Origin of the sequence: Streptomyces sp. NPDC016845 (genome assembly GCF_044332585.1) — a bacterium.
Taxonomy (GTDB): Bacteria; Actinomycetota; Actinomycetes; order Streptomycetales; family Streptomycetaceae; genus Streptomyces.
In genome coordinates this window covers 62,407-81,676 of sequence record NZ_JBIRPI010000006.1, presented here as the reverse complement: position 1 = coordinate 81,676, position 19,270 = coordinate 62,407, and the positions used below count along the sequence as shown (strand labels likewise).

Below are 19,270 nucleotides of genomic sequence, written 5' to 3'. Positions count from 1 at the left end.
CGGGGCAGGGACCAGCGGGGAGGGCCGGAGTCATGCGGCTGCACGTCGATCGGCGCCACGCGCGCGTGCTCGAACTGCTGCGGGAACGCGGCACCTTGCGCGTCGCCGACCTCGCCCGTGAGCTGGACGTCTCGCCGGTCACCCTGCGCCGCGACGTAGAGACGCTCGCCGCGCAGGGCCGGCTCCAGCGGCTGCACGGCGCGGTGGTGTGGTCGGGGGAGGACGAGACGGACGGCCGCGAACTCCCGCAGACGCAGACGCAGACGCAGACGCAGACGCAGACGCAGACGCAGACGCAGACGCAGACGCAGACGCAGACGCAGGCGCAGGCGCAAACGCAGACGACAGCCCGATCGGCCGTCGGCGTCGTCGTCGGCATGGTGGTCCCGACCACCGAGTACTACTACGCCGAAGTCGTACGCGGCGCCCGGGAGGCCGTCGAGGAGCGCGGCGCCCGCCTCGTCGTAGCTCTGTCGCGATACCTGCCCGGCGAAGACTCCGCCCAGGTCGAGCGGCTGCTCGGCGCGGGGGTGAACGGGCTGCTCCTGACCCCCAGTTGGGAGCGTGGTGTGCCGGGCCCGGGGGAGGGGCTGCGGATCACCGAGCGGCCCGTGCCGACGGTCCTCGTCGAACGTTCCGCCCCGCACGGCCACCCTGCCGCCGCCCTTGACCGGGTCCGCTCCGACCACGCCCACGGCGCCGCCGAGGCCGTCCGCCACCTCGCCTCGCTCGGCCACCGCACGCTGGCCCTGGCCGCCCAGGAGTCGCCCACCAGCGCCCAGTTGCAGCGGGGCTACGAGGCGGCGGTGGCGGCGCTGGGGCTGAGCAGCGTCCCGGAGCCGTCACCGTCCCGGAGGCCCGCCGCCACGTCGGAGGCCGAGCGGTTCGACCGCACCTTCGGTTTCCTGCGCGAGGCGGTCGAGGAGCACGGGGTGACCGCCGCGATCCTGCACAGCGACGCCGACGCGATCGTCCTCGTACCCCGGCTGCGGGCCCACGGCGTACGCGTGCCCGAGGACCTCTCCGTGATCACGTACGACGACGAGATCGCCGCGCTCGCCGATCTGCCGCTCACGGCGGTGGCCCCGGCCAAACGGACCGTGGGCCGCCGCGCGGCCGAACTCCTCCTGTCCCGCCTCACCGCGCCGCAGGGCGCCGACGAGCCGGGTCAGCACATCGACGTCCTGCCGCGGTTGCACGTCCGGGCGTCCTGCGCCGCCGCCCCGTGAACCGCTCACCGCAGCCGTACGGTGACCTTCTGCGAGACCCCGCCCGTCGCGCTCAGGTCCGCGAAGGTGAGGCGCAGTTCCCGGCCGGTCGTCGTCGCCTCTGTCACCGGGCCCGGCTTCGACGTCACCGACCTCACCGGGCGCCGCCAGACCAGCGTGGCGCCCTTCACCGACCGGTTCGGATCGGCCACCGTGACCGTCGCCGTGCCGTCCCGCTTCTCGCGGATCTGCACGATCAGCGGGGCGTCGACGGTGACGAGGCCGACCGTTCCGGGCTCCCAGAACGTCGCGCCGGTGAAGCCGAGGGACGGGACGCGGACGCCCTGGCACGCGCCGGAGTTGGCGTCGATGTGCAGCCAGTTCCGGTCGAGGGCCCGCGCCGCCGTGCGCGGTTCGGACGCGCCCGGCATCAGCAGGTAGGCGTAGGAGGCGTCCGCGGGGTCGGTGCCGTGGTCCGCGAGCAGGGACACGTAGCGGCGCGTCACGGGGTCGGCCGAGCCGCCGCCGTTGATGGACTTCCAGGTGCCCGTGCGTTCCTCGCGGAGCGCCGTCAGCGACGTACCGCCGGGGAAGACGTAACCGCCGTGGCCCGCCACGTGCGCCCAACGCGCGCGTGGGAACGTGGCGTTCCAGGGGTGGCGCGGCGGTTGCGCGCGGCCGTCGACCGTCAGCCGTGCCGTGCCCGCCGCCCCCAGGTTCCGGGTGTCGAGGACGCTCTCCACGCCCGCCCCGTCGGCGCTCGTGATGCCCGCGCCCAGGCACACCACCGCGTCGTCGAGGAAGAACCACGACTTCTTCGCCCGGAGCGTCGACGACAGGCCGCGCACGTCCTGGGCGAGCGCCGCGTACGTGCCGTCCGTCGCACCGCCCACCCACGTCGTGTCGGGCCGTGCCGCGCCCCACGCGCCGCCCTCGGCGTCCGCGAGCGGCTTGCGCGAGACCGTGGTGCCGGGCAGCCGGTACGGGTCCACGGTCGGCCAGTAGCCGTCGCTGTACTGGCCACCGCCCGCGGTTCCGGAACCCCCGGCCCACCAACAGAGCATCCCCGAACCGGTGTGCCAGCCCCGGACGTTCTCGCCGTTGCCGGTCTCGTAGAACGTGATCGCCTTCGAGGACATCGAGACGGACGCCGTGAACCCCGCGCTGCGGTGCGTCGCCCGCGCCATCGACGGGAACACGTGGTGGCCGGCCGGTTCGGCGGCGGGCTTCACCGCGGGGTCGCCGAGGAGGGACGTCACGCGGGAGAGGGCGGCGACCCCGAGCGTGCGGCCCGTCGTCACGTCGCTGTAGCGGTCACGCGTGTACCAGCCCTTGGCGAGCGCCTGCCAGCGCGCGTTCTCGTCGGCGCTCGCGCCCTGCCCGAGCAGCAGGATCGAGGCGATGATCGCGTGCCCGCGCGCGTGGTCGTCCTGCTGGATCTTGAGCGTGTCGGTGGCGACGAGCCCGCGGCTGATGGCCCGCCCGGACACGTTGTCGATCATCAGCCCGTCGTGCAGGAACGGCGCGTACGCGCTTTCCACCGAGTCCAGGAAGATCTGCCGCCCGCTGTCGGTGATCGCCCATGTGGAGCCGCCGAGCAGGGCGAACAGCTTGCTCAGGCCGTCGATGAGGACGGCGCCGTAGGAGCCGGTGTACGGCACGTACGTGTGCTGGATCAGCGAGCCGTCGGCGTACAGGCCGTCGCCCGAGGTGACGTACGGGAAGACCGGCGAGACGGCGTCCCGCGCGAGCGCGACCTTGGCCGCCGTGCCGTCGAGGATGCCGCGCAGCGCGAGGACGCGGCACAGGTCGATGCGGTTGGCGCCGGTGCTCGTGCCGGTGTACTTCGCGACGAGCGAGTCCGGGACGAAGTGGTCGATCGCCTCGACCGCCGCCGTCAGCCGCGCCGCGCTCAGGTGCTCGTACATCAGGATCGCGATGTCGAGGAGCCGCTGCGGGGCGCCGATCTGGAAGTTGTACCAATTGCCGTACTGTGCCGCGGACTTGTTGTAGACCTGTGCGCTCAGGTGGTCCATGGCGGTGAGGACGGCGGTCTTCAGGCTCTCGTCGCCGGTCAGGCCCGTGCCGGGCCGGCAGAACGCCTCCGCCATCAGCCGTACGCGCTCGTAGCTGGTCTGGATCTTCTCCGAGTAGCCGTACGACTCGGTGTCCGTGTCGGGGTCCGGGTCGCCGAACACCGCGTCCGGCCACAGTGAACCGTCCGCCGGGGCCATCGCGTCGCGCCACGCCTTGGCCTGCGTGCCGAGCGTGGCGAGCTTCGACCTGAACGGCTCGGCGGTCGGGCTGAACCCTTCGCCGAGGTACAGCGCCCGCCACTTCGCCCGCAGGGCGGCGAACTCGTCGCCTTCGTCGTCGGCGGCGGCCACCGCCTGCTGCCGGGGAAGTCCGACGGCGAGCACGGCCCCGGCGACCGCGGCCGTGCCGAGGAAACCGCGCCGGGACCAGTGGGGGAAGGGCGAAGAGGGTGTCTGCGACGTCATGAAAGGCTCCGGATGCTGGAGTGACCGCTGGGAGTAAGCGGTTTCTAGCATCCAGAGTTTCAAACGCTCAAGAGGATCGACCAAGTTGAGCGTTTCGATCGAAATGTTTCAGTTCCCTCTTGTGGCTCAAGCCGCGACCCACACCGTCGTGATGTTGCAGAACTCCTTGATCCCGTGGTCCGCCAGCTCACGCCCGTACCCGGACCGCTTCGCGCCGCCGAACGGCAGCGCCGGGTGCGAGGCCGTCATGCCGTTCACGAAGACACCGCCCGCCTGGCTGTCGCGGGCGAACCGCTCGATCTCGTCCTCGTCGCCGGTCCACAGGTTGGAGCTGAGGCCGAACGGGGTGTCGTTGGCGACCGCGATCGCCTCGTCCAGGTCCGCGACCCGGTACAGGGTGGCGACCGGGCCGAACGTCTCCTCGCGGTGGATCCGCATCTCGGGCGTGATGTCCGTCAGCACCGTCGGCTCGTAGAACCAGCCGCGGTCCGCGAGCTCCTTCGGCCGCTGCCCGCCGCACAGCACGGTCGCGCCGGACTCGACGGCCTCGTCGACCAGTTCCTCCAGATCCTCGCGGCCCTGCTCGCTGGAGAGCGGGCCGACGTCCGTCGACTCGTCGAGCGGATCGCCCACGGTCAGCTCCCGCATGCCCGCCACAAACGCGTCACGGAACTCCTCGAAGACGTCCTCGTGCACGATGAACCGCTTCGCCGCGATGCACGACTGGCCGTTGTTCTGCACCCGGGCCGTCACCGCCGTCTTCGCCGCCTTGGCGATGTCCGCCGACGGCATGACCAGGTACGGGTCGCTGCCGCCCAGCTCAAGGACCGTCTTCTTCACCTCGTCACCGGCGATCGAGGCGACGGAGCGGCCCGCGGGCTCGCTGCCCGTCAGGGTCGCGGCCGCCACGCGCTCGTCGCGCAGGATGCCCTCGATCTCCCCGGACCCGACCAGGAGCGTCTGGAAACAGCCCTCGGGGAACCCGGCCCTGCGGAACAGGTCCTCCAGGTAGAGGGCGGTCTGCGGGACGTTCGACGCATGCTTCAGGAGGCCCACGTTCCCGGCCATCAGGGCGGGCGCCGCGAACCGTACGACCTGCCACAGCGGGAAGTTCCACGGCATCACCGCGAGCACGACGCCGAGCGGCCGGTAGCGCACGACCGCGCGGGACGCGCCCGAGTCCCGTACGTCGGACTCGGCGGGGTGCTCCTCGGCCAGCAGGTGCTGGGCGTTCTCCGCGTACCAGCGCATCGCCTTCGCGCACTTCGCCGCCTCGGCGCGGGCCGCCGCGACCGGCTTGCCCATCTCCGTCGTCATGACGCGCGCGATGTCCGGGGTGTCCGCGTCCAGCAGGTCGGCGGCCTGCTGGAGCATCCTCGCCCGGTCGAAGAACGTCACGGTGCGGTACGAGTCGAACGTCCGGGCCGCCAGGGCCAGCTTCTGCTCGATGTCCTCGGAGGAGAGGGCGTCGTACGTCTTCAGCGTCTCGCCGTTCGCGGGGTTGACCGTCGCGATGGGCATGGGGCGACCTCCTGAGCGGGTTTCTTCGACCTTCCCGCGCGGTGCGCGGGCGCGCAACGCGGAGTCCCCCGCGTACCCGGCCCCCTCGCTGTCAGACGTGCTCGGCGAGCCGGTCCATGAACACCGCCTGTGCCTTCACGACGACCTCCCGCGCCGCGTCCAGGCCGAACCACGCCACCCGGTCCAGCTCCGGGAACTCGGCCGTCCGGCCCGAGCCGCGCGGCCACTCCATCGTGAACGTGCCCGGCACCATCTCCGCCGGGTCGAGGTCGCCCTCCACCGCCCACACGGTGACGCGCTTCCCGCTCGACTGGACCGTCTCGCCGAGCGGCAGCGGCGTCCCGTCCGGCGCGGGCAGCCCCAGCTCCTCCTGGAACTCGCGCCGCGCCGCGTCCCAGGGCGCCTCGTCCGGCTCGTACTCGCCCTTCGGCACGCTCCACGCGCCCGCGTGCTTGCGCGCCCAGAAGGGGCCGCCCATGTGCCCGAGCAGCACCTCGGGCCCGGCGGGGGTGCGGCGGAAGAGGAGCAGGCCCGCGCTGCGTCTGGTGCGCTTCGTCCCGTCAGCCATGAGTCGTGGTCCTCCCGTCGGCCATGGGCCAGTCTCTGCGCAAAGAGCGGATGACCGCGAGTACCCGGCGGTTGCAATCCTCCGACGCGGGCAGTCCGAGCTTGCCGAAGACCGCCGCCCCATGCTTCTCGACGGTGCCCGCGGAGACGTGCGGGGACTGGGCGGTCGACGCGTTCGAGCGGCCCTCGGCCATCAGGGTCAGCACGTCCCGCTCCCGGCCGGTCAGCGAGCCGAGCTCCTCCGCGCGCCGCCCCGTCCGGCCGGCTGGGTCACCACCTCCGGGTCGTGAGCCCCCAGGCCGTGAGGGGTTCAGACGCGGGGCAGCATGCCGAGGGCCGTCGCGTCCGCCAGATGCTGCCCGAGGCGCAGTTGCAGCGCGCCGGGCGGGCCCGAGCTCTCCGAGAGCAGGCTGAGCGAGCCGACCGTCCGGTCCGGGGCGCGCAGCGGTACCGCCACCACGCACGCGAAGCCGAGCGAGCGCGCCATCGCCGTGTACGACGGCCAGTTGGCCCGCGCGTAGGGATGTGCCAGTGGCACGCCCCGGATGGGCTGCGCCGAGGCCCGGCAGTCCGCTCCGGGGCCCTCGCCCCACGACAGTGAGGCGCGCTCCAGACGCAGGCCCCGGTTGTCGGACGCGGCCAGCTCGACCCGGCCCGTCGGCGGTTTGAGCACGGCCGTGGCCGCGGGCACGTCGAGCAGTGAGATACAGCTTCCGACCAGGGCGATCAGGGCTTGCGGACCGCCTCGTACAGCGGCGTCCGCCACTTCGACGAAGGCCGTCGCGAGCTGTTCGCTGTCCACTTGGTACGCCTCGTACGGCACGCCGCGCATGGCTGTTTCCCCCTTGGTCTTGCCCTGGTCCGTCTGCCCCGCCGCAGGAAGTGCCGCCCGCCCGGCGCGCGGCCGGACGGGCGGACTTTGCAGAGGGGGTATGCCCGCTGAATGACGGAGCCGAACCGGAGCAACGGGGCGCTGTGGTGTCACAGGGGCGCGGCGGGGTCGCCCGTGCACGGCGGGGTCACATGTGCACGGCGCCGTCGGTCGCGGCCGACTTCGGGACGCCGGGCCGGTACAGCACGAGCGTCACCACGAAGCCGATGGCGAAGAAGAGCGCCGACCACCAGAACGCGGTCGAGTAGCTCTCCATCGACGCCTCCGCCTGGGTCAGGGGCGAGGGCTGCTTGCCCTTGAGGTAGTTGGTCGCGGCGCTGGTGGCGAGCGAGTTGAGCAGCGCCGTGCCGATCGAGCCGCCGACCTGCTGGCTGGTGTTGACCATCGCGGAGGCGACACCCGCGTCGTGCGTCTCGACCCCGGCCGTCGCGAGGTTCATCGCCGTGGCGAAGATCAGGCCGAGGCCGATACCGGCGAGGAGCAGCGGCGGCAGCACATGCGCCGCGTAGGTGCTGTGCAGGTCGAGCGCGGTCAGCCATGCCATGCCGCCGGCGGTCAGGGCCATGCCGAGCGGCACGATCGGTTTCGGGCCCAGCATGGGCACCAGGTAGTTCGTCGTGACGACGGACGAGAACACCATGCACGCCACCATCGGCAGGAACGCCACACCGGTGATGACCGGCGAGTACGCGAGGATCTGCTGCAGGTAGTACGTGAGGAACAGGAACACGCCGAACATGCCCGCGCCCGACAGGAACATCGCCAGGTACGACGCCCCGCGGTCCCGGTCCAGGACCACGCGCAGCGGAAGGAGCGGATGCGGCGCCCGCATCTCCCACCAGGTGAACGCGGTGAGCAGCAGTACGCCGATGACCAGGAAGCCCCAGGTCAGGAACGAGCTCCAGTGGTGCGACTCGGCGTTGGAGAACCCGTAGACGATGCAGAACAGGCCGACCGTGACGAGGGCCGTGCCGGGCACGTCCAGTTCGGGCCGGTCCTTGGGGCGGCCGCCGTGCAGCAGACGCATGCCGCCGACGATGGCGACCACCGCGAACAGCAGGTTCACGTACAGGCACCAGCGCCAGTCCAGGTACTCGGTGAGGATGCCGCCGAGCAGCAGACCGACGGCGCCGCCCGCGCCCGCGATGGCGCCGTAGATGCCGAACGCCTTCGCGCGCTCGCGCGGGTCCGTGAACGTCGTGGTCAGCAGGGAGAGCGCGGCCGGTGCGAGCAGCGCGCCGAACAGGCCTTGCAGGGCGCGGGCGAACACGAGCACCCCGAAGCTGGGAGCCGCGCCGCCGAGCGCCGAGGCCACCGCGAAGCCGATCAGGCCCGCGATGAAGACGGTTTTGCGGCCCACGAGGTCGGCGATGCGCCCGCCGAGCAGCAGCAGGGAGCCGAACGCGAGCGCGTAGGCGGTGACGATCCACTGCCGGTTGCCGTCGCTGAAGCCGAGGTCCTGCTGGGCGGAGGGCAGTGCGATGTTCACGATCGTCGCGTCGAGGACGACCATCAATTGCGCGATACCGATGACGGCGAGGATCAGCCACCGGTGTTCGTGAGCGCCGCCGCCCGCGTACGGCGTCGCGCCGTCACCGGGCGTGGAGCCTATGCCGGGCTCAGACGATCCCGCCGACGCCCCGGTGGGCTCGGACGAGCGATCCATGGTGGCCTCCAGACATCCGGGTGCACCTCTGATCAACCCCGTCCACCACGCTAAGCGCCCTGCTCACGGACGGCGACCGGGGGAGAACGGAGCCGTTCTCCCCCGGTCGCCGTCCGGTACGGCAGCGGCTCAGCCGAGCCGCTCGTCCACGGACGCGGACTCCTCCGCCGCGCGCGGCGCCGGGACCGGGGCCGCCGGGGCCGCCTTGTCCTTGCGCCCGGCGAACAGCTTCAGGGCCAGCGGCTCGGTGTAGCGGGCGGTGAGCGGGCCCACGATCACCAGGATCAGCACGTACGCGGTGGCGAGCGGCCCGAGCCGGGGCTCGATGCCGGAGGTCACCGCGAGCCCCGCGATGACGATGGAGAACTCGCCGCGCGCGACGAGCGCTCCGCCGGCCCGCCAGCGTCCCTTCACGGAGATCCCGGCGCGGCGCGCCGCCCACCATCCGGTGAAGATCTTCGTGCAGGCCGTGACGACCGCGAGGAGCAGCGCGGGGAGGAGCACCGGCGGGATGCTCGCCGGGTCGGTGTGCAGCCCGAAGAAGACGAAGAACACGGCGGCGAACAGGTCCCGCAGCGGCGACAGCAGGGTGTGCGCGCCATCGGCGACCTCACCGGAGAGCGCGATGCCGACGAGGAACGCGCCGACGGCGGCGGAGACCTGGAGCTGCTGGGCGAGCCCGGCGACCAGGATGGTCAGACCGAGGACGACCAGGAGGAGCTTCTCCGGGTCGTCGCTCGACACGAACCGGGAGATGTGCCGTCCGTAGCGCACGGCGACGAACAGGACGAGCCCGGCCGCGCCGAGGGCGATGGCGAGCGTGAGCCCGCCCGCCGCCCAGCCGACCCCCGCGAGCAGCGCGGTGATGATGGGCAGGTAGACCGCCATCGCCAGGTCTTCGAGCACCAGGATGCTCAGGATGACCGGCGTCTCGCGGTTGCCGAGCCGGCCGAGGTCGCCGAGCACCTTGGCGATCACGCCGGACGACGAGATCCAGGTGACACCGGCGAGCACGACGGCCGCCACCGGGCCCCAGCCCATGAGGAGCGCGGCGGCCGCGCCGGGCAGCGCGTTGAACGTCATGTCGACGAGCCCCGCCGGGTACTGCGTCTTGAGGTTGCTGACGAGATCGCTCGCCGTGTACTCGAGGCCGAGCATGAGGAGCAGCAGGATCACGCCTATCTCGGCGCCGATCGCGACGAACTCCTCGCTCGCGCCGAGCGGGAGCAGCCCGCCCTCGCCGAACGCGAGGCCCGCGAGGAGGTAGAGCGGGATGGGCGAGAAGCTCAGCCGCCCGGCGAGCCGGCCGAGGAGGCCGAGCGCCAGGATGATCGCACCGAACTCGATGAGGAAGACAGCGGAATGCATCCGATCACTCCCGCCCCAGGATCGCGGCGGCCGCCTCGACGCCCTCGCGCGTACCGATCACGATGAGCGTGTCGCCGCCCGCGAGCCGGAAGTCCGGCGTCGGCGACGGGATCGCCTCGGTCCGGCGCAGCACGGCGACGATCGAGGTGCCCGTCTCGGTGCGCATGTGCGTCTCACCGAGCAGCCGGCCGTTCCAGTGCGAGGTCGCCGGGAGCTCGATGCGCTCGGCGACCAGGCCCAGGTCGGTGGTGTGCAGCAGGTTGGGGCTGTGGTGCGAGGGCATCAGCGCGTCGATGAGGTACGCGGCCTCGCCCGAGGTCAGTTTCAGTGACAGGGCACAGGCGTCGGGGTCGTCCGCCTGGTACGCGCTGAGCGTGCGGCCCCCGTCCCGGTGCGCGACGACCGACAGCTGGCGTTGTTCTCGGGTGGTCAGGTCGTAGCGGAAGCCGATCCCCGGCAATGGTGTCCTGCTCAGGCGTGAAGCGGGCACGTCTCTCCCCTTGTCCGTGCGTGTCCGGGCTGCGGTCCCGGCGAGTATTAGGTGGCAGCTGCATCTTTCGCGGCGACTGTCACCTTATACGGTTCATGTTTTGGCAAAGAAAAGGTCAGGGGAGGGGGCGGGGGGATCGCCGGTCGGACACGGCCGGGTGTGCGGCCAGCACCGTCTCCACCGTGTCGGCCTGCTCGGGCGTCTTGTCCTCCCGGTACCGCAGCACGCGGGCGAACCGCAGCGTCACGCCCGCCGGATACCGCGTCGAGCGCTGCAGCCCGTCGTAGGCGATCTCCACGACCAGCTCGGGCCGGACCTTCACGACGATCCCGTCGTCCTCGACCGTCAGCTCACCGAGGCGCTCGGTCTGCCAGGTGAGCAGCGCGTCCGTGAGCCCCTTGAACGTCTTGCCGAGCATCGCGAACGACCCGTCCTCGCGCCGCGCGCCCAGGTGCAGGTTGGACAGCTTGCCCGTACGCCGCCCGTGGCCCCACTCGGCGCCGAGCACCACGAGGTCGAGCGTGTGCACCGGCTTCACCTTCAGCCAGGACGCACCACGGCGCCCCGCGCTGTACGGCGCTTCGAGCCCTTTGAGCACGACCCCCTCGTGCCCCCGGTTCAGCGTCTCCTCGAAGAAGTCCTGCGCCGCCGTCCGCTGCTCCGCCTCGGCCGCGTCCTCGACGACGGTCCGCCGCACCCGCATCGGCTCCGGCACCACCCGCGCCAGGTGCTCGTGGCGCTGGGCGAACGGCAGGTCGAGCAGGTCGCGCCCGTCGGCGTAGAGCACGTCGAAGAAGACGGCCGAGACGGGCAGTGCCCGTGCGGCGCGCTCCACGTCCACCCGCGAGCCGACCCGCCCGGCCACGTCCTGGAACGCGCGCGGCCGCCCGGCCTCGTCGACGGCGATGACCTCGCCGTCGAGGATGAGCCGCTCGGCCCGCAAATCCCGCGCCGCCGCGACGACTTCCGGCAACCGGTCGGTGATCTCGTCGAGCGTCCGTGTGAAGATCCGGATGTCGTTCCCGTCCCGGTGCACCTGGATACGGATGCCGTCGAGCTTCTCCTCCACGGCGCACGCGCCCAGCTTGTCGAGCCCCTCGCCGACCGACCCCGCCGAGTGCGCCAGCATCGGCTGCACGGGCCCGCCCACGGTGAGCCGGAACTGTGCGAGCGCCTCCGGGCCCCCGGCGAGCAGCGCCCTCGCGACCGGCTGGAGCCCGCCCGCCAGCATCACCGCACGCCGTACGTCCCCGGGCACAGAGCCGGTCGCCCGGGCCAGCCCCTCCAGCGCGACGGCGTCGAGAGCGCCCTGCCGCACCTCGCCGGTGACGAGCCCGAACAGGAACCGCTGCTCGACCTCCGTGGCGGCGGCCATCAACTCACCGACGAGGCGCTTGCGTTCGGTCTGCGAACCGGCGCCGCTCACATCGCCGAGGGTGGTCAGGGCCGCGTCGACGTCCTGGACGCTCAGGCGCGGCCCGGCCGCCGGTTCCACCCGCTCGCCGAGCACCCGCCAGCCCACCCCGAGCCGCCCCTGCGGGAGGCGTCCGGCAAGGTAGGGGATGACGATCGGCACGTCGTCCGGGTCCGCGTCCCGGAACAGCTCGGCGAGCAGCTCGATCTTCTTCGAGCGCGCCGAGGTGGCGGCGACCTCCTGGGACACCTGGGCCAATCGGGCAAAGAGCATGCAGCCATGGTGCAACGGGCGGGCGCGGGACGCACCAGTAGCCTCAGCGCTCGTCGCCGGGTTCCAGGGCCGGTGCGCCGACCCCGCAATGGGACCGGCACTGCGGCCGCGGCGCCTCGGCGGCCCGGCTCCGCACATGGCGCGGGCGCACGAAGAGGACCGCCACCACGGCCGCGAGGAGGAACAGCAGGGCGCACCCGAAGGCCGCCCGGTGGAACGAGACGTTCACGGCGGAGGGCCGCGTGTACGCCTCGCCCGACAGGCCCACGACCAGCGGCAGCCCGGCGACGACCAGGAGCTGCGCCACCCGCGCCGCCGTGTTGTTCACCCCGCTCGCGAGCCCGGCACGGGCCGGTTCCACCGACGCCAGGACGGTCGCCGTCAGCGGGGCCACGAACATGCTCATCCCGAGCCCCAGGACGCCGACCGCGGGCAGCACATCGGCGACGTACGAGGAGTCCGGGCCTATCCGCAGCATCAGCAGCACCCCGGTCGCGGCGACGAGGGGCCCGACGACGAGCGGCAGCGTCGGCCCGATCCGGTGGGCCAGGTCGGCGGCGCGCGCGGAGAGCAGCAGCATCAGCAGGGTCACCGGAAGCGTCGCGGTCCCCGCCTGAAGCGCGTCGTACCCGACAGTGACCTGCAACTGAACCGGCAGCAGGAACAGAATGCCGCCGATCCCCGCGTACAGGCACAGCGTCATCCCGTTCGCCGCGCTGAACAGCCGCGAGGCGAACAGCGACGGCGGGAGCATCGGCGCCGCCCGATGCCGCTCCACGTACACGAACGCGGCACCGGCGACGACACCGAGGAGCGCGGGCAGGCCGGTGGAGAGCGCGGAGGCGCCGCCGGACGACGAGATCAGCGCGTAGCTCACCCCGGCCAGGCTCAGCGCGGCGAGCACGGCGCCGACCTGGTCGAAGGGGGTGTCGGCAGCGGTGGCGTCCCGGCTCTCGGGCACGTACCGCACCGCGATGACCAGGACGAGCGCGGCGAGCGGCACATTGATGTAGAAGATCCACCGCCATCCGGGCCCGTCGATCAGCCATCCGCCCAGGAACGGCCCGAGCGCCCCCGCCACACCGGTCAGCGCGGACCACGCGCCCACGGCCCGCGCCTGGTCGTCGGGGTGGAACACCGACCGCACCAGCGCGAGCGACCCGGGCGTGAGCAGCGCCGCCCCGACCCCCTGCAAGGCGCGCGCCGCGATCAGCGTGCCCTCGTCCGGCGCGAACCCGCACAGCGCCGACGCACCCGCGAACCACGCCACGCCCAGCATCAGCGTGCGCCGCCGCCCCAGCCGGTCACCGAGCGCGCCGCCCCACAGCAGCAGCGCGGAGAGCGTCAGCATGTACGCGTTGACGACCCATTGCAGCGCGGACAGCGACGCCCCGAGATCGCGCCCCATGGTCGGCAGGGCGATGTTCACGACCGTCCCGTCCAGCATCGCCATCCCGGACGCAAGGACCACGCACGAAAGGATCCACCGCCCGCGCGCCGACGCGAGCCGGACGTCGGGGGCGGCGCCTGCGGAGGGGTGTGTCGTCGCGGTCACCGGCTCATTGTCATGGACGCGGAGTGCGGACGCGAGGGCATGTCCCGAGCGGTCGGCGCCTCGCGGAAAAGCGCGTGCGCAAGTGCGGGCGGGCCAGGGAGAGTGCGTGCCCATGATGTTCTTCTGCTACCACCGTGACCGCCCCGACTCCCTCGAGCTGCGCCTGCAGCTGGTGGAGGAGCACTGGTCCTACATGGACCGGTTCGAGCGGGAGTTGATCGCACGCGGTCCGACCTTCGCCGAGGACGGGGAGACCCCGACGGGCAGCGTGCACATCGTCGACCTGCCGGATCCGGCGACGGCCCGCGCGTTCGCGTTCGACGAGCCCACCTATCAGGCCGGTGCCTACCGGGACGTGCTGCTGCGCCGCTGGCACGACCTGCTCGGCCGCACCATGTGGGACTTCCCCGGCGGGCCGACCGGCGAGGACCGCTACCTCGTGCTCGGCCTCGGCGCCGGTCCGGCGGCCGACCTCGACGTGCCGTCCGGCCCACGCGCGGCCGACCTGATCGCCTACGGACCCCTGTACAGCGACGACGACACGGCTTGGCTCGGTACGGCGGCCCTGGTCAGGGCGGCGGACCCGGCAACGGCGCGGACGGTCCTCACGGCCGGCCGGTACGCGGCCGTCGAGGTGCATCCGTGGGAGTTCGGCGGGCGGCGCGACTGAGGGGACCGGACGGGGGCCACGAACGCCGGGGCCGCGAACGGTGAGGGCTCGGCCGGTTGCACGTAAATTCGAACATGCGATCTAATCCTAGCCATGCGGCACACGATCACCGACGACCTCGTACAGACACGCCAGGAATGGACCGAGACCTATCGGCGCCTCGCCGAACAGCCCGGCCGCACCGTCCTGCGGCGCCGCTTGCTGCATCTCTCCCGTCAACTGGCGGAGGAGCGGCTGACCCCCGCCGAGAGAGCGGAGCTGCGTCTGCGGGCGCGGCAGGGCGGGGGCGCGTCATGAAGGTGGCGGTGCAGCGCCCGGCGCCGGGCGGCGGGCGCAGTGTGACGGTCGCGGACGTGCCCCTCGGGCTCGCGCACTCGGACGCGGACGTCATCGAGTTCCTGCGCCGGGCGGGCCTGGAGAACGCCGAGGACCTCGTGCTCGGCGACTCTCCCGACATCGAGTGGCGCGGGGCGCCCGCGCACGAGTACGGGGCGATATAGGCGCCGCCGTCAGGCGGCGCGGCCGGCGTCCGGTACCGGCCCGGAGGCCGTGCCGCCTGGCATGCCCTCCGGCTGAGGGTGGACGAACGGGTCGCCCGCGGCAGGGGCGACCGTGACCGGGGAGGCGGCGAACGCCAGCGGCGCCACCGCGGTGAGCGCGGCGGCGACCGCCAGGGCGAAGGTCAGAACGTTCGGCTTGCGCATGACCGGCTAACGAGACCCCCGTCGGCCGGGCACGCACACGCCCCCGGCGGGGTTCAGCGCGGCAGGTGCGCCTCGACGGCCGCCACCAGCTCGGGGGCGTCGGGCTCGGTCTGCGGCGAGAAGCGGGCCACGGCGTTGCCGTCCCGATCGACCAGGACCTTCTCGAAGTTCCACCGGACGTCTCCGGTGTAGCCCTCGCCGTCCGGCACCTCGACCAACTTCTTGTACAGCGGGTGCCGCTCCGCCCCGTTGACGTCCACCTTCTCCGTCATCGGGAACGTCACCCCGTACGTGGCCGAGCAGAACTCGGCGATCTCGTCGGCGCTCCCGGGCTCCTGGCCCATGAACTGGTTGCACGGCACCCCGAGCACGGTGAAGCCGCGCTCCGCGTACTGCTCGTGCAGCCGCTCAAGCCCCGCGTACTGCGGGGTGAGGCCGCACTTGGATGCGACATTGACGATCAGGACGGCCTTGCCCTTGTACCGGTCCAGCTCGGCGGGGCCGCCCTGGAGGCGCTCGATCTCCACTGCGTCGTAAACAGACATGGTCCGGAGCGTACGCCTGCCCCGACCGGGCTCCGGCCGCACACCGGGTCAGACCACGGCGAGCCGGTCCACCAGCAGTTCCAGTCGTTGCTCCGTGTACCGCGGCGGCAGTCGGCCCGACCGGGTCAAGGTCGCCACTCCGTGCAGGGACGCCCAGAACACCTCGGTGAACAGGCCCGGGGCGATGCCCTTGCCGGCGACCTCACCGAGGCATTCGAGGAGGGCGGAGAAGGCGTCCTTGAGGGGGCCCGGGGTTTCTTCCTGGGCGTAGGCGAGGCCGCCGTCGAGCTGGAAGATGGCGTCGTAGACCGCCGGGTTGCTCTCGGCGAAGTCGAGGTAGGCGCGGGCGAGCGCGTACGCGCGGGCCCGGGGGCCGTCCGCGGCGGCGGTCGCGGCCCGTACCGCCACGGCCATCTCGGTCGCGCCCTGGAGCGCCACGGCGCCGATGATCTCGCGTTTGCCGCGGAAGTGGCTGTAGAGGACGGGCTGGCTGTACTCGATCCGCTCGGCGAGCCGCCGGGTGGTGACCGCGTCCCAGCCCTGCTGCTCGGCGAGTTCGCGGGCGGTGGCCACGATGAGGCGCTCGCGCTCCGCCCGTTCGCGTTCCTTGCGTTCCTGTACCGACATGGATGGATGCTAGCACTGCTAGACAACCGAGCGGCAGTAGGTCTAGCGTTGCTTCAGCAGCTAGCGACGCTAGATTCCGTAGCTCCGGAGAGGGTTGTCATGCTTGATTCGCTCGAGGTCGTCACCACCGTGGTCGTCGGCCTGATGGTGGGGGTGGAGTTCGCCGTGGCCTTCGTCATGGGCCCGGTCCTCAACGCCCTTCCCGAGGACAGCGCCCAGCTCGGCCACGCCCACGGGGGCCGGATGCTCGGCACCGTGATGCCGTTCTGGTACATCGGCTCGCTCGTCCTCGTCGGCATCTGGGCCGGCGCCGGGTGGCACCACCACGGCGCGGGTCTCGTCGTCACCGCGGGCGGGCTGCTGCTCCTCAGCGTCGTCATGTCGGTCCTGCTGCTCGTCCCGATCAACAACCGGAACAGGACGTGGACCCCGGAGAACCGGCCCGCGGACTGGAAGCAGCAGCTGAGGCGGTGGGAGCGCCTCCACTACGTCCGCGTGGTGATCCTCATCGGCGCTTTCGCCCTGCTGACCATCGCGCTCTGAGCCGGCTCACCGGGACGGTCGGCGCAGGCGGCCCCGTGCCACCAGCTCCACCGTCGTCGCCACCGCGACCGTCTGTACGGCCATGAGCGCCACGAGGACGAACAGCTGGACCGCGCCCGCCATCACCGGGGACGCGCCGCCGAGAAGCATCCCGACGAACGCGCCGGGCAGGGTGACCAGGCCGACCGTACGGGTCTGGTCGAGGCCGGGCAGGAGGGCGTCGGAGGCGGCGGGGCGGGCTATCTCCAGGCGGGCGTCGTGCGGCAGGAGGCCGATGGCCAGGCACGCCTCCACCTCGCCGTGGCGTGCGGTGAGTTCGTCCAGGGCGCGGCGGCCCGCGAGGACGGTCGCGGTGAGCGCGCCGCCGATGAGGATGCCGGTGACGGGGATCAGCGCGATGCCGTCCGCCGGGAGGAGCCCCGAGACGATGAGCGCGCCGACGACCGGGGCGACCGGCGCCGCGATCGGCAGCGCCGCCCATGTCCAGCTCCGGTCGGCGGTGATGCGCCGGCCCGCCGTCCACGCGGCGACGCAGAACATGAGCAGGACGAAGGCGAGCAGCGCGGCCCCGTGGCGGACGACCCAGCCGATCACCAGGGAGACCGCGCCGAGCTGCAGCGTCGCGCGTACGCCCGCGACCGCGATGTCGCGGGCCCGTCGCCGGGACGCGTCCGGGGCGAGCCGGAACACCGCGGCGGTCGCGGCGGCGAGCAGCAGCAGGGCGACGAGTACGGCGGCGAGGACGCCGTCGACGGGCAGGAGGGCGGCCTGCGCCACCGTTCGTTCGGGCATCCGTGCAGCGTAGAACCCTCCGACCTGGGCACCGGTGCTGTTCCGCATCCCCCGCATGAGCGACGATGGGTGCACAGAAGCAGCGTGAAGACGCAACGCGAAGACGCAGCGTGAAGATGCCGCTTCGCAAGATGCCGCTTCGCAAGATGCCGCCGAGAGAAAGAAGGCTGACCGTCATGGCACAGCAGGTGCAGGGCGTGATCGCGCGGTCCAAGGGCGCCCCCGTGGCGATCGAGACGATCACGGTGCCGGACCCGGGCCCGGGCGAGGCCGTCGTGAAGATCCAGGCGTGCGGTGTCTGCCACACCGACCTGCACTACCGGGACGGCGGGATCAACGACGACTTCCCGTTCCTGCTCGGGCACGAGGCGGCCGGTGTCGTGGAGTCCGTGGGGGAGGGGGTCAGCGAGGTCGCCCCCGGTGACTTCGTGATCCTCAACTGGCGCGCGGTGTGCGGCCAGTGCCGGGCCTGTCGCCGGGGCCGCCCCGAGTACTGCTTCGACACGCACAACGCGAAGCAGAGGATGACCCTCTCCGACGGCACCGAGCTGACCCCGGCGCTCGGCATCGGCGCGTTCGCCGAGAAGACGCTCGTCGCCGCGGGCCAGTGCACCAAGGTCGACCCGGCCGCGTCGCCCGCCGCGGCCGGACTGCTCGGCTGTGGCGTGATGGCCGGGATCGGCGCCGCCATCAACACCGGCAACGTCACCCGGGGCGACTCGGTCGCCGTCATCGGCTGCGGCGGCGTCGGCAACGCGTCGGTGGTCGGCGCCCGCCTCGCCGGCGCCGGCACCATCATCGCCGTCGACATCGACGACAAGAAGCTGGAGACGGCCCGCGCGCTCGGCGCCACCCACACCGTCAACTCCCGCTCCACGGACGCCATCGAGGCCGTGCGCCAGCTGACCGGCGGCTTCGGCGCGGACGTCGTCATCGAGGCGGTCGGCCGCCCGGAGACGTACGAGCAGGCGTTCTACGCCCGCGACCTGGCGGGCACGGTCGTCCTCGTCGGGGTCCCCACCCCCGAGATGAAGATCGAGCTGCCGCTGCTCGACGTGTTCGGCCGCGGCGGCGCGCTCAAGTCGTCCTGGTACGGCGACTGCCTGCCCTCCCGCGACTTCCCGATGCTCATCGACCTGTACCTGCAGGGGCGGCTCGACCTCGACGCGTTCGTCACCGAGACCATCGCGCTCGAGGACGTGGAGAAGGCGTTCGAGCGGATGCACCACGGTGACGTGCTGCGTTCGGTGGTGATGTTCTGATGGCCGCCAACGGCAGCGGCGCGCGGATCGAGCACCTCGTCACCTCCGGCACCTTCTCCCTCGACGGAGGCACCTGGGACGTCGACAACAACGTATGGCTCGTCGGGGACGACGCCGAGGTGCTCGTCATCGACGCGGCGCACGACGCCGACGCCATCGCCGAGGCCGTCGGCGACCGGCGGCTCGTCGCGATCGTGTGCACGCACGCCCACGACGACCACATCGACGCCGCCCCGGCGCTCGCCGCGCGCACGGGTGCGCCGATCCTGCTGCACCCCGCCGACACGGAGCTGTGGAAGCGCACGCACCCGGACCGGGCGCCCGACGCCGAACTCACGGACGGGCAGCGCCTTTCCGTCGCGGGCGTCGAGCTGACCGTGCTGCACACGCCGGGCCACTGCCACGGCGCGGTCAGCCTGTACGCGCCCGAGCTGACCACCGTCTTCACCGGGGACACCCTGTTCCAGGGCGGCCCGGGCGCGACCGGCCGGACCTTCAGCGACTTCCCGACGATCGTCGACTCGATCCGGGACCGGCTGCTCACCCTGCCCGCCGAGACCGTCGTACGCACCGGTCACGGGGACACCACGACGATCGGCGCGGAGTCCCCGCACCTCGACGAGTGGATCAAGCGCGGCCACTGAACCGCACGCGGCCGTACGAGGCCCGGCG

21 protein-coding genes are annotated in these 19,270 nt (G+C 72.4%); 7 read left to right on the top strand and 14 right to left on the bottom strand.

What is annotated here, in order from left to right; all coding sequences use genetic code 11:
* The first annotated feature begins 32 nt into the window (after positions 1–32).
* On the top strand, positions 33–1,229 hold the full coding sequence (locus tag ACH4RC_RS18435) for a substrate-binding domain-containing protein (RefSeq protein WP_398201791.1): 1,197 nt from the start codon (positions 33–35) through the stop codon (positions 1,227–1,229).
* 5 nt (positions 1,230–1,234) lie between these two features.
* Here the strand turns inward: ACH4RC_RS18435 and ACH4RC_RS18430 are convergent, their stop codons facing one another.
* The 10 genes from ACH4RC_RS18430 to ACH4RC_RS18385 form a co-directional block, all read right to left on the bottom strand.
* Positions 1,235–3,709, bottom strand: a complete 2,475-nt coding sequence (locus ACH4RC_RS18430; RefSeq protein ID WP_398201789.1) for a polysaccharide lyase 8 family protein — start codon at positions 3,707–3,709, stop codon at positions 1,235–1,237.
* Positions 3,710–3,835: 126 nt separating this feature from the next.
* Positions 3,836–5,230 (bottom strand): NADP-dependent succinic semialdehyde dehydrogenase, encoded by a 1,395-nt coding sequence (locus tag ACH4RC_RS18425; RefSeq protein ID WP_398201786.1) that lies wholly within the window; start codon positions 5,228–5,230, stop codon positions 3,836–3,838.
* A gap of 91 nt (positions 5,231–5,321) precedes the next feature.
* The gene (locus ACH4RC_RS18420; protein ID WP_398201784.1) at positions 5,322–5,798 is read right to left on the bottom strand and encodes an NUDIX domain-containing protein; all 477 of its coding nucleotides are present in this window, start codon (positions 5,796–5,798) and stop codon (positions 5,322–5,324) included.
* Positions 5,791–6,003, bottom strand: coding sequence for a LuxR C-terminal-related transcriptional regulator (locus ACH4RC_RS18415; RefSeq protein WP_398201782.1), 213 nt, complete (start codon positions 6,001–6,003; stop codon positions 5,791–5,793). The genes ACH4RC_RS18420 and ACH4RC_RS18415 overlap by 8 nt, the downstream gene beginning before the upstream one ends.
* Positions 6,004–6,107: 104 nt before the next feature.
* Positions 6,108–6,629 (bottom strand): hypothetical protein, encoded by a 522-nt coding sequence (locus ACH4RC_RS18410; protein WP_398201780.1) that lies wholly within the window; start codon positions 6,627–6,629, stop codon positions 6,108–6,110.
* A 187-nt stretch (positions 6,630–6,816) separates the two neighbouring features.
* Positions 6,817–8,355 (bottom strand): MFS transporter, encoded by a 1,539-nt coding sequence (locus tag ACH4RC_RS18405; protein ID WP_398201778.1) that lies wholly within the window; start codon positions 8,353–8,355, stop codon positions 6,817–6,819.
* A gap of 129 nt (positions 8,356–8,484) precedes the next feature.
* Positions 8,485–9,723 (bottom strand): cation:proton antiporter, encoded by a 1,239-nt coding sequence (locus ACH4RC_RS18400; protein ID WP_398201776.1) that lies wholly within the window; start codon positions 9,721–9,723, stop codon positions 8,485–8,487.
* Between the two features lie 4 nt (positions 9,724–9,727).
* A complete protein-coding gene (locus ACH4RC_RS18395) occupies positions 9,728–10,213 on the bottom strand; it encodes a cation:proton antiporter regulatory subunit (RefSeq protein ID WP_398201774.1) in 486 nt (161 codons plus the stop codon).
* A 115-nt stretch (positions 10,214–10,328) separates the two neighbouring features.
* Positions 10,329–11,900 carry an ATP-dependent DNA ligase gene (locus ACH4RC_RS18390; RefSeq protein WP_398201771.1) on the bottom strand — a complete coding sequence of 524 codons (1,572 nt, stop codon included), beginning with the start codon at positions 11,898–11,900 and terminating at the stop codon, positions 10,329–10,331.
* 43 nt (positions 11,901–11,943) lie between these two features.
* Positions 11,944–13,455 carry an MFS transporter gene (locus ACH4RC_RS18385; protein ID WP_398201769.1) on the bottom strand — a complete coding sequence of 504 codons (1,512 nt, stop codon included), beginning with the start codon at positions 13,453–13,455 and terminating at the stop codon, positions 11,944–11,946.
* A 112-nt stretch (positions 13,456–13,567) separates the two neighbouring features.
* Here ACH4RC_RS18385 and ACH4RC_RS18380 point away from each other — a divergent pair, with 112 nt between their 5' ends.
* From ACH4RC_RS18380 to ACH4RC_RS18370, 3 genes are all read left to right on the top strand, one after another.
* Positions 13,568–14,125, top strand: a complete 558-nt coding sequence (locus ACH4RC_RS18380) for a YciI family protein (RefSeq protein ID WP_398202316.1) — start codon at positions 13,568–13,570, stop codon at positions 14,123–14,125.
* A 93-nt stretch (positions 14,126–14,218) separates the two neighbouring features.
* The gene (locus ACH4RC_RS18375; protein ID WP_398201766.1) at positions 14,219–14,422 is read left to right on the top strand and encodes a hypothetical protein; all 204 of its coding nucleotides are present in this window, start codon (positions 14,219–14,221) and stop codon (positions 14,420–14,422) included.
* Entirely contained in the window at positions 14,419–14,625 is a 207-nt protein-coding gene (locus tag ACH4RC_RS18370; RefSeq protein WP_398201764.1) for a hypothetical protein, read from the top strand. Before ACH4RC_RS18375 ends, ACH4RC_RS18370 begins: the two co-directional genes overlap by 4 nt.
* A gap of 9 nt (positions 14,626–14,634) precedes the next feature.
* Here the strand turns inward: ACH4RC_RS18370 and ACH4RC_RS18365 are convergent, their stop codons facing one another.
* Genes ACH4RC_RS18365 through ACH4RC_RS18355 form a run of 3 tightly spaced genes read right to left on the bottom strand, consistent with a single transcriptional unit; the run spans position 14,635 to position 16,001 of the window.
* Complete coding sequence (locus ACH4RC_RS18365) at positions 14,635–14,829, bottom strand: hypothetical protein (RefSeq protein WP_398201761.1); 195 nt, start codon at positions 14,827–14,829, stop codon at positions 14,635–14,637.
* A gap of 53 nt (positions 14,830–14,882) precedes the next feature.
* Positions 14,883–15,374 (bottom strand): glutathione peroxidase, encoded by a 492-nt coding sequence (locus ACH4RC_RS18360; protein ID WP_398201759.1) that lies wholly within the window; start codon positions 15,372–15,374, stop codon positions 14,883–14,885.
* A 48-nt stretch (positions 15,375–15,422) separates the two neighbouring features.
* Complete coding sequence (locus ACH4RC_RS18355) at positions 15,423–16,001, bottom strand: TetR/AcrR family transcriptional regulator (RefSeq protein WP_398201756.1); 579 nt, start codon at positions 15,999–16,001, stop codon at positions 15,423–15,425.
* 99 nt (positions 16,002–16,100) lie between these two features.
* On the opposite strand from ACH4RC_RS18355, the gene ACH4RC_RS18350 reads away from it, so the two are divergent.
* Complete coding sequence (locus tag ACH4RC_RS18350) at positions 16,101–16,544, top strand: anthrone oxygenase family protein (protein WP_398201753.1); 444 nt, start codon at positions 16,101–16,103, stop codon at positions 16,542–16,544.
* Between the two features lie 6 nt (positions 16,545–16,550).
* Here the strand turns inward: ACH4RC_RS18350 and ACH4RC_RS18345 are convergent, their stop codons facing one another.
* The gene (locus tag ACH4RC_RS18345; RefSeq protein ID WP_398201751.1) at positions 16,551–17,336 is read right to left on the bottom strand and encodes an ABC transporter permease; all 786 of its coding nucleotides are present in this window, start codon (positions 17,334–17,336) and stop codon (positions 16,551–16,553) included.
* Between the two features lie 176 nt (positions 17,337–17,512).
* Between ACH4RC_RS18345 and ACH4RC_RS18340 the strand changes: the two genes are divergently transcribed.
* Both ACH4RC_RS18340 and ACH4RC_RS18335 read left to right on the top strand, forming a co-directional pair.
* Positions 17,513–18,598, top strand: coding sequence for an S-(hydroxymethyl)mycothiol dehydrogenase (locus ACH4RC_RS18340; protein WP_398201748.1), 1,086 nt, complete (start codon positions 17,513–17,515; stop codon positions 18,596–18,598).
* Positions 18,598–19,242, top strand: a complete 645-nt coding sequence (locus tag ACH4RC_RS18335; protein WP_398201746.1) for an MBL fold metallo-hydrolase — start codon at positions 18,598–18,600, stop codon at positions 19,240–19,242. Before ACH4RC_RS18340 ends, ACH4RC_RS18335 begins: the two co-directional genes overlap by 1 nt.
* The last annotated feature ends 28 nt before the right edge of the window (positions 19,243–19,270 follow it).

Excerpts from the sequence above, each read along its gene's own strand:
- ACH4RC_RS18375 (WP_398201766.1), top strand. The coding sequence starts at position 14,219 with ATGCGGCACACGATCACCGACGACCTCGTACAGACACGCCAGGAATGG.
- ACH4RC_RS18420 (WP_398201784.1), bottom strand. The coding sequence starts at position 5,798 with ATGGCTGACGGGACGAAGCGCACCAGACGCAGCGCGGGCCTGCTCCTC.
- ACH4RC_RS18425 (WP_398201786.1), bottom strand. The coding sequence starts at position 5,230 with ATGCCCATCGCGACGGTCAACCCCGCGAACGGCGAGACGCTGAAGACG.
- ACH4RC_RS18340 (WP_398201748.1), top strand. The coding sequence starts at position 17,513 with ATGGCACAGCAGGTGCAGGGCGTGATCGCGCGGTCCAAGGGCGCCCCC.
- ACH4RC_RS18390 (WP_398201771.1), bottom strand. The coding sequence starts at position 11,900 with ATGCTCTTTGCCCGATTGGCCCAGGTGTCCCAGGAGGTCGCCGCCACC.
- ACH4RC_RS18350 (WP_398201753.1), top strand. The coding sequence starts at position 16,101 with ATGCTTGATTCGCTCGAGGTCGTCACCACCGTGGTCGTCGGCCTGATG.
- ACH4RC_RS18380 (WP_398202316.1), top strand. The coding sequence starts at position 13,568 with ATGATGTTCTTCTGCTACCACCGTGACCGCCCCGACTCCCTCGAGCTG.
- ACH4RC_RS18370 (WP_398201764.1), top strand. The coding sequence starts at position 14,419 with ATGAAGGTGGCGGTGCAGCGCCCGGCGCCGGGCGGCGGGCGCAGTGTG.
- ACH4RC_RS18435 (WP_398201791.1), top strand. The coding sequence starts at position 33 with ATGCGGCTGCACGTCGATCGGCGCCACGCGCGCGTGCTCGAACTGCTG.
- ACH4RC_RS18355 (WP_398201756.1), bottom strand. The coding sequence starts at position 16,001 with ATGTCGGTACAGGAACGCAAGGAACGCGAACGGGCGGAGCGCGAGCGC.
- ACH4RC_RS18335 (WP_398201746.1), top strand. The coding sequence starts at position 18,598 with ATGGCCGCCAACGGCAGCGGCGCGCGGATCGAGCACCTCGTCACCTCC.
- ACH4RC_RS18430 (WP_398201789.1), bottom strand. The coding sequence starts at position 3,709 with ATGACGTCGCAGACACCCTCTTCGCCCTTCCCCCACTGGTCCCGGCGC.
- ACH4RC_RS18410 (WP_398201780.1), bottom strand. The coding sequence starts at position 6,629 with ATGCGCGGCGTGCCGTACGAGGCGTACCAAGTGGACAGCGAACAGCTC.
- ACH4RC_RS18345 (WP_398201751.1), bottom strand. The coding sequence starts at position 17,336 with ATGCCCGAACGAACGGTGGCGCAGGCCGCCCTCCTGCCCGTCGACGGC.
- ACH4RC_RS18365 (WP_398201761.1), bottom strand. The coding sequence starts at position 14,829 with ATGCGCAAGCCGAACGTTCTGACCTTCGCCCTGGCGGTCGCCGCCGCG.
- ACH4RC_RS18400 (WP_398201776.1), bottom strand. The coding sequence starts at position 9,723 with ATGCATTCCGCTGTCTTCCTCATCGAGTTCGGTGCGATCATCCTGGCG.
- ACH4RC_RS18405 (WP_398201778.1), bottom strand. The coding sequence starts at position 8,355 with ATGGATCGCTCGTCCGAGCCCACCGGGGCGTCGGCGGGATCGTCTGAG.
- ACH4RC_RS18360 (WP_398201759.1), bottom strand. The coding sequence starts at position 15,374 with ATGTCTGTTTACGACGCAGTGGAGATCGAGCGCCTCCAGGGCGGCCCC.